Annotated in this window: 1 protein-coding gene; it reads right to left on the bottom strand. The window is 68.7% G+C overall.

What is annotated here, in order from left to right:
• The coding region (locus tag EG885_RS22345) for an SDR family NAD(P)-dependent oxidoreductase (protein WP_131579068.1) at window positions 1–771 on the bottom strand (771 nt) is incomplete at both ends.

The raw sequence follows: 771 nt of genomic DNA, 5'->3' as shown, positions 1-771 counted from the left end.
CGCCGAAGGGATCGGGGCTCCAGCATCTCGCGGTCCTTCATGAAGGATGCGCCATGCAGGCCGGGTCGGTCGTCCAGCGCCAAAGCCACGCCCCAGGGCGCGACGATGTCGGCGGGAATGTCCTCGGCCTGCCCATCCGCCGAAAGACGCACGCCTGGAAACCATTCCACGACCGAGATGCCGGGCAGGCGGCCCGCCAGTTCGACCGTCAGCGCCTGCGTAAAGCTGCGCGCCCCGGCCTTCGAGACCGAATAGCCCAGACTGCCCGGCACGGGGTCGGCCCCCGCAAAGCTGCCGATGTTAACGATCCGGCCCCGGCCCTGTTCCAGCATCGCCGGCAGAAAAGCCGAAGCGACATGGATCGGGCCGCAGCAATTGACGTGAATGTGACGGACAAAGGTCTCTGCCGGATGGGTCAGGAAATCATCGCGACGATAAATGATGGCGCTGTTGATCACGATGCCGACCGGCCCGATCCGCGCCGCCACCTGCGCTGCCAGATCGCGCATCGCTTGCGGGTCGATCACGTCGCCGGGCAGGGCGGTGAACAGGCCGCTTGGGCACAGATCGGCGGTCTGCGCCAGACGCTGCGCATCGCGCGCGATGCCCGCGACATGAACGCCCTGCCGCGCCAGCCCGATCGCCAGCGCGCGGCCCAGATCGCTGCTGGCGCCGGTCACCACCGCCACCCGGTTCGTAGGCCGGGGGATCGCGGGCAAAGGTATGGGGGTCGCCGGCACGGGGGTCGCGGGCAGCAGGATCGCAGAAAGG

It is taken from the genome of Paracoccus nototheniae (genome assembly GCF_004335005.1).
Lineage (GTDB): Bacteria > Pseudomonadota > Alphaproteobacteria > Rhodobacterales > Rhodobacteraceae > Paracoccus > Paracoccus nototheniae.
The sequence above is the reverse complement of the archived record's forward strand: the minus strand, read 5'-3'. Positions and strand labels throughout refer to the sequence as shown.